Here is a 5,871-nt window from a genome sequence, read left to right as displayed (position 1 = left end):
GCCTATTTAAGTGATGTGCTGAAAAGGTTACCGACACACAAAGTGACCCAAATTGAAGAATTGCTGCCGCACTGCTGGAAACCTAAATCGAATTAAAAAATAGGTATGGGATTCAGCGGACGCTTACCTGTATTTTAGTTTTATTGTCGTAAAACAATGCAGAAATTTTTAAATTCAAAAGATAAAAATAAATTCAAAATATGAATTTAAATTTAAACTCGTGCATTTGAATTTAAAAAAATATGAATTCAAAGTATTTGAGCAGGAAATGAATTTAAACTTTTAAATTTAAAAAGTAGGATTTTAAATTTAAAGTATGAGCTTTCTAAGATTATAAAAACGGTCAGAATTAACTTATCCACAAGCCGTTTAAATTTAAAACTTTGCTTTAAATTTAAATTCATATTTCCTTATGTTTTGAATTTAAAAAAACTAAAAATAAAATCTGTGGATAAAATTTTTAAATTCAAAAGTAAATATGAATTTAAAATGAAGAAAATGAATTTAAATTTACGATTTGATTCAGAAACGATGTGCTGATGGTGGTATGGTAAAAGCATAATTTAAATTCAAAGATCGTAAAGGATACTATGCAGCGCTTAGCTTTCGTTTTAGGTTCAGTTTTCCTTGCCATGACTCAAGCCAATGCTGAGCTGATTATTAATGGTCAACCTGTCACAGTCACTTCAACCCCACCAGCCAATCAAATTTTGACTTCGCAAAATAATTTTCAGCAATGTCTGGCAAACTTACGTAGTCAAGCCATAACTTCGGGTGTGAGTAGCTCTACCTATGATCGCTATACGCAAAATTTAACGCCTGATTATTCTGTGATTGATAAATTGAATTATCAGCCTGAATTTTCGACCCCGATTTGGGACTATTTATCCGGTCTGGTTGATGAAGAGCGGGTACAGTTGGGGCAACAAAAACTGGCCCAGCACCGAGAGGTGTTAAATCGTGTTGCAGCCACCTATGGGGTGCCGGCTGAAACCGTGGTGGCGGTTTGGGGTGTAGAAAGTAACTTTGGCGATATTTCCGGAAGCTATCCTTTATTACAGGCTTTGGGAACTTTAAGTTGTGAAGGGCGTCGCCAGGGGTATTTCCGTGGCGAATTTTTTACCACCATGCGAATTTTGCAGCGCGGTGATTTAAGCGAACAGCAAATGAAAGGCTCGTGGGCAGGGGCATTTGGCCATACCCAGTTTATGCCTTCTACTTATGATGAGTTGGCTGTCGATTTTGATGGCGATGGACGCCGTGACCTGGTGTCCAGTACTACAGATGCTCTGGCTTCAACCGCCAATTTTCTGAAAAAACGCGGCTGGCAAACTGGCATGCCTTGGGGCTTTGAAGTCAGAATTCCGGAAGGCATGTCTATTGCGGGTGAAAGCCGTCGCAATAAAAAGGCTTTAAGCAGCTGGGTCAGTCAAGGCGTGGTTCGCGCGGATGGTTCAGCGTTAATTCAAGGTAATTTAAGCGAGTCATCTGCTGCAGGTCTCATGGCACCTGCGGGTGAAAAAGGGCCGTTATTTTTAGTCTTTAAAAATTTTGATGCTATATATAGTTATAATGCTGCGGAAAGTTATGCTCTGGCGATTGCGCATTTGTCTGATCGCTTACAGGGTCAGAGTGCTGGCTTTAGTAAAACCTGGCCCACTGATGATGCAGGAACATCGCGTGCAGAGCGTCGTGAAATTCAGCAATTCTTGATCAATCGCGGTTATGACATTGGTACTGTAGATGGCCTGATTGGGGATAAAACCCGTCAAGCGATCCGTCAGGAACAGATTCGTTTGGAGCTTAGCCCAACCGGACGAGCCGGACAACAAATTTTAAATGCCTTGCGCAGTGAAAATGCTAAAAAAATGATGCAATAGATAGCTCTATAAACGTATAGAAATAAAAAGGTCTGCATCAAGCAGACCTTTTTATGCTGAAGTTTTGCATTAAAAAATATTTAGACGGCCGTTATGCTTCCCAAAATACGATAGCCAGCCGCACCGGTGACTGCAGGCAGATTACCACTTTGCTGATTCACAAAGCGCATAGCCAGCCAGGCAAAAGCAGTTGCTTCCACCCAGGTTGGGCTCAGCCCTAAATCTGCTGTAGTTTGTACTGTCCATTCGTGTTTGCGTAAACGCCAGCGCAATTGTTCAAGCAGGTTCGAGTTATAGGCTCCGCCACCGCAGACATAAACTTCACCGGTATCCATGTCGGAACGGTAAATGGCTTTTTTAATGGCGCGGGTGGTCAGTTTCATTAAGGTCGCCTGAACATTTTCAGGGGTATCTTCTAATTCGTCATATTCAAGGTCATTACGCCAGTCGAGAATCTGTTCATCCAGCCATTCCAGGTTGAAGTCTTCGCGGCCAGTACTTTTCGGTGGTTCTTTGGAGAAAAACTCATGCGCCTGCAAGCGGTCCAGCAGGCTGCGAATGGGTTGTCCGTAGGCTGCCCAGTTGCCATTTTCATCATAGGGCTGACCAGTATAACGCTGACACCAGGCATCCATAAGAATATTGGCAGGACCGGTGTCAAAACCAAATACCGCTTCGGGTTTGCCGGCAGGCAGCATACTGACATTGGCAATCCCGCCTAAATTCAGAATTACACGATGAATGTTGTCATGCTGAAACAAGGCTTGATGAAATGCAGGAACCAGAGGGGCACCTTGACCGCCAGCCGCCATATCACGACGACGAAAATCTGAAATGACTGGAATTTGCGTCATTTCGGTAATGATGTTGGGATCACCAATTTGCAGGGTGAAGCCATGTTCAGGGCGGTGGCGTATGGTTTGTCCATGCGAACCGATGGCTTTAATTTGGTTACGATCTAAATGGTTCTTTTCAATGAGCGTATTAATGCCTTGACCAATCATGCTGGCTAAAGCAACGTCAGCTTTGCCCATACGGTCAATTTCATTGTCGCCCGGTAGGGTGAGCGCCATCAGTTCGTCACGAAGATCTGGATCAAATGGCAAAGTGAGGGTCGCATGAAGCTGTAAGGGATCAAAAGAAGCAGCAACAATATCGACACCATCCATGCTCGTGCCGGTCATTACCCCAATATAGATCGCTGTCATGATTATTCTTAAGCCTGCAATGTGCTGAAAAAGTGTTAGTATATCGCACAAATTGAATAACTGATGTGTTTGGGTTTTGTGATGTCAAATTTCCTGCCGGCTGAAGAACAACTTGCCCTCATTCAACGAGGCACGCATGAAATTATTTCTGAAGAAGATCTTCTGAAGAAATTAAAAGAAAATCGTCCGCTTAAAATTAAAGCGGGTTTTGACCCAACTGCACCTGACTTGCACTTGGGCCATACGGTTCTGATTAATAAATTGAAAGTGTTCCAGGATTTGGGGCATGAAGTTTATTTCCTGATTGGTGACTATACCGCCATGATCGGTGATCCAACAGGTAAAAGCGCGACACGTCCGCCTCTGTCACGTGAAAAAGTGCTGGAAAATGCAAAAACCTATCAAGAGCAAGTATTTAAAATTCTTGATCCGGCTAAAACCAAGGTGGTATTCAACTCTGAATGGTTTGCTCAAAAAACTGCAGCTGATTTAATCCAGCTGGCTTCACAGCAGACTGTAGCACGTATGCTGGAACGTGATGACTTTACCAAACGTTATAACAGCCACCAACCGATTGCGATTCATGAATTTTTATATCCATTGGTGCAAGGTTATGACTCGGTCGCATTACATGCTGACGTAGAGTTGGGGGGGACAGACCAAACCTTTAACCTGTTGATGGGGCGTACTTTGCAAGGTCGTTATGACCAGGAAGCACAAGTCTGTATTACGGTACCGATTCTTGAAGGTTTAGATGGCGTGAATAAAATGTCTAAATCTTTAGGTAACTACATTGCCGTGTTTGATGCACCGGGTGCGATGTACCAAAAAGTTCTTTCAATGCCCGATTCCCTGATCGAGCGTTATTTTGATTTGTTAAGCTTCAAGTCGATTGAAGAAATCCAGCAGCTGTTAAAAGAAGTGGCTGAAGGTCGTAATCCGCAAGAAGTGAAAAAGATTCTTGCACTTGAATTGGTTGAGCGTTTCCATGGTGCCGAAGCTGCGGCAACTGCACATAAAGGTGCGGGTAACCTGATTACCGAAGGTGAATTGCCTGAAGGAACACCTGAGGTGACCATTTCACGTGGCGAATTTGGTGGTGAAATCTTTATTACCTCTATTTTACGTGCTGCGGGTTTAACTAAAAATGCGGCTCAAGCCAAAGATGCGATCGGTCGTGGTGCTGTTAAAGTAGATTGGAATGTGGTTGATGCTAATTTTTCTGTGAAAGAGAACGTGACTTTGATCGTTCAAGCCAGCAAAAAAGCAATTGCAAAAGTGACTTTTGTAGACTGAGTATTATTCTAAGTTGTTGAAATAAAAGCAGGCTTCGGCCTGCTTTTATTTTTTTAGTTATATATGAATTATATAAATATATAAATTCAAAAAAAAGCTTATAAAAACAATACTTAAATTTTTCCAATTGTCTTGATTTTGTCATATTTTATGTTTAAGATTTATTCATCTAGACATTGTGTAGAAACATATCTAGAGGGTATATAAGAATAACTCCACAATTTTTAAGTCTCTTCCCCAAGAGGCTTTTTTTAAATTTTTGTAGATAACTATAATAATGACACGATGGATCGCATAAAGATTCAACTCCAGGGAAGAGATTTTGGGAGAGATCTCTTCCTTTTTTATTTCTGAATTTCCACGATTCCTGCTGATTTTTTATTGGACTGTTGCGTTTTTCATTTGCTTGAAATACGGGCTAGACTGCAGTATGAATGCTGAGATTGAATCCCATCATTAGCATGCTTGTGATATGGAATCTCAAAAATATTTATAAAAGTCATAAAAAAGAGGGTAAGCATTATTTATGTATCATTACCAGACTCAGGATATTTTTGATCAGGAAATCGATTTTATTTTACGTTTTCTATTTGAATACGATACGCCTGAACAGAAGCAGGAATCTTTTGAGCAAGCCTATGCTTTATTACAGCGATTAGATATTGCCTCTCACTATCTTTTATTTTCATTGGTCAAAGAACGTTTACCGCGTCGGGCTAAATTATTATTTGCTGCTGAAGACTATAAGGGTAAGAAAGAAATGATTGAAGAAGTCATGTGTTATTGGTTGGGGCGTAATGATTCACCCTATGTAGCTTAATTCATCTGAATAGGCTGTTCAATCTTTATGAGTTCTTCATTTTTTGTGGTTGAAAAGGAGGTGGAAAGATAACGGATTCATTTTAAATCGCAAAAAATCTGTCTAAAAGTAGAAAGCTGCTTTGAATAAAGTGTTGTATATCTATAAGTCGGATGGAAAAGAGCAAAATATCGTCTGTAATCAGAGAAAGCTTTAAAAATCCTTTATAGCGAAAAGGAATTTTAGGGTTTTATTGGAATTCCGTAGTTTTTTGATCGCTATCAGGTCTTAAAAAAATGGGTTGTTTTTATTTGAATCACAATGAATCCGCTATTTTTTTAAGAAAAATGCTCAAAATTTAGATAAAAAAGCGATTTTTTGGCAATTTTCGTAGAAAAAAGAGACATACGTGAAAAATATAGTGAATTGGGGGTTGCAATGATTCTGAAATCCTCTAGAATGCACCCCATACCGACGAGATAGACGGAAACGAACGAAGCACGAAGTGCTAAGTTGTTAAGTTTATTAAAGTCCAGCTTCTAATACTGACGAGGTATTAGAAAGATCATTAAGAGATTATGAAGAACAACTTGTGTGGATTTTTACTGGTTGATTGATCGAAATTATTTTCATTGATTGATGGTAGAAATTACTCGAAGTTTATTTGAGAAATATTTGTCAGAAAATT

General features: G+C 40.0%; 5 protein-coding genes. 4 read left to right on the top strand and 1 reads right to left on the bottom strand.

The window, feature by feature from the left end:
* Together FTU91_RS15415 and FTU91_RS15410 are read left to right on the top strand one after the other, a co-directional pair.
* Positions 1–96, top strand: a 96-nt coding sequence (locus FTU91_RS15415) for a transposase domain-containing protein (RefSeq protein WP_004785112.1), incomplete at its 5' end; no start/stop codon positions are given.
* Between the two features lie 494 nt (positions 97–590).
* Positions 591–1,880: a lytic murein transglycosylase gene (locus FTU91_RS15410; RefSeq protein ID WP_180043254.1), complete on the top strand. Its 1,290-nt coding sequence runs from the start codon at positions 591–593 to the stop codon at positions 1,878–1,880.
* A gap of 80 nt (positions 1,881–1,960) precedes the next feature.
* Here the strand turns inward: FTU91_RS15410 and FTU91_RS15405 are convergent, their stop codons facing one another.
* On the bottom strand, positions 1,961–3,088 hold the full coding sequence (locus FTU91_RS15405) for an anhydro-N-acetylmuramic acid kinase (RefSeq protein WP_180043255.1): 1,128 nt from the start codon (positions 3,086–3,088) through the stop codon (positions 1,961–1,963).
* Between the two features lie 63 nt (positions 3,089–3,151).
* Between FTU91_RS15405 and tyrS the strand changes: the two genes are divergently transcribed.
* Both tyrS and FTU91_RS15395 read left to right on the top strand, forming a co-directional pair.
* Complete coding sequence (gene tyrS, locus FTU91_RS15400; protein ID WP_180043256.1) at positions 3,152–4,384, top strand: tyrosine--tRNA ligase; 1,233 nt, start codon at positions 3,152–3,154, stop codon at positions 4,382–4,384.
* A 526-nt stretch (positions 4,385–4,910) separates the two neighbouring features.
* Positions 4,911–5,204 (top strand): hypothetical protein, encoded by a 294-nt coding sequence (locus FTU91_RS15395; protein ID WP_086197607.1) that lies wholly within the window; start codon positions 4,911–4,913, stop codon positions 5,202–5,204.
* The last annotated feature ends 667 nt before the right edge of the window (positions 5,205–5,871 follow it).

Source organism: Acinetobacter sp. YH12201 (assembly GCF_013418145.1).
Classification (GTDB): Bacteria; Pseudomonadota; Gammaproteobacteria; order Pseudomonadales; family Moraxellaceae; genus Acinetobacter.
This window is presented reverse-complemented; position numbering and strand designations above follow the sequence as displayed.

Bases quoted from the DNA above. Each gene is read 5' to 3' on its own strand.
- tyrS (WP_180043256.1), top strand. From the start codon at position 3,152: ATGTGTTTGGGTTTTGTGATGTCAAATTTCCTGCCGGCTGAAGAACAA.
- FTU91_RS15405 (WP_180043255.1), bottom strand. From the start codon at position 3,088: ATGACAGCGATCTATATTGGGGTAATGACCGGCACGAGCATGGATGGT.
- FTU91_RS15410 (WP_180043254.1), top strand. From the start codon at position 591: ATGCAGCGCTTAGCTTTCGTTTTAGGTTCAGTTTTCCTTGCCATGACT.
- FTU91_RS15395 (WP_086197607.1), top strand. From the start codon at position 4,911: ATGTATCATTACCAGACTCAGGATATTTTTGATCAGGAAATCGATTTT.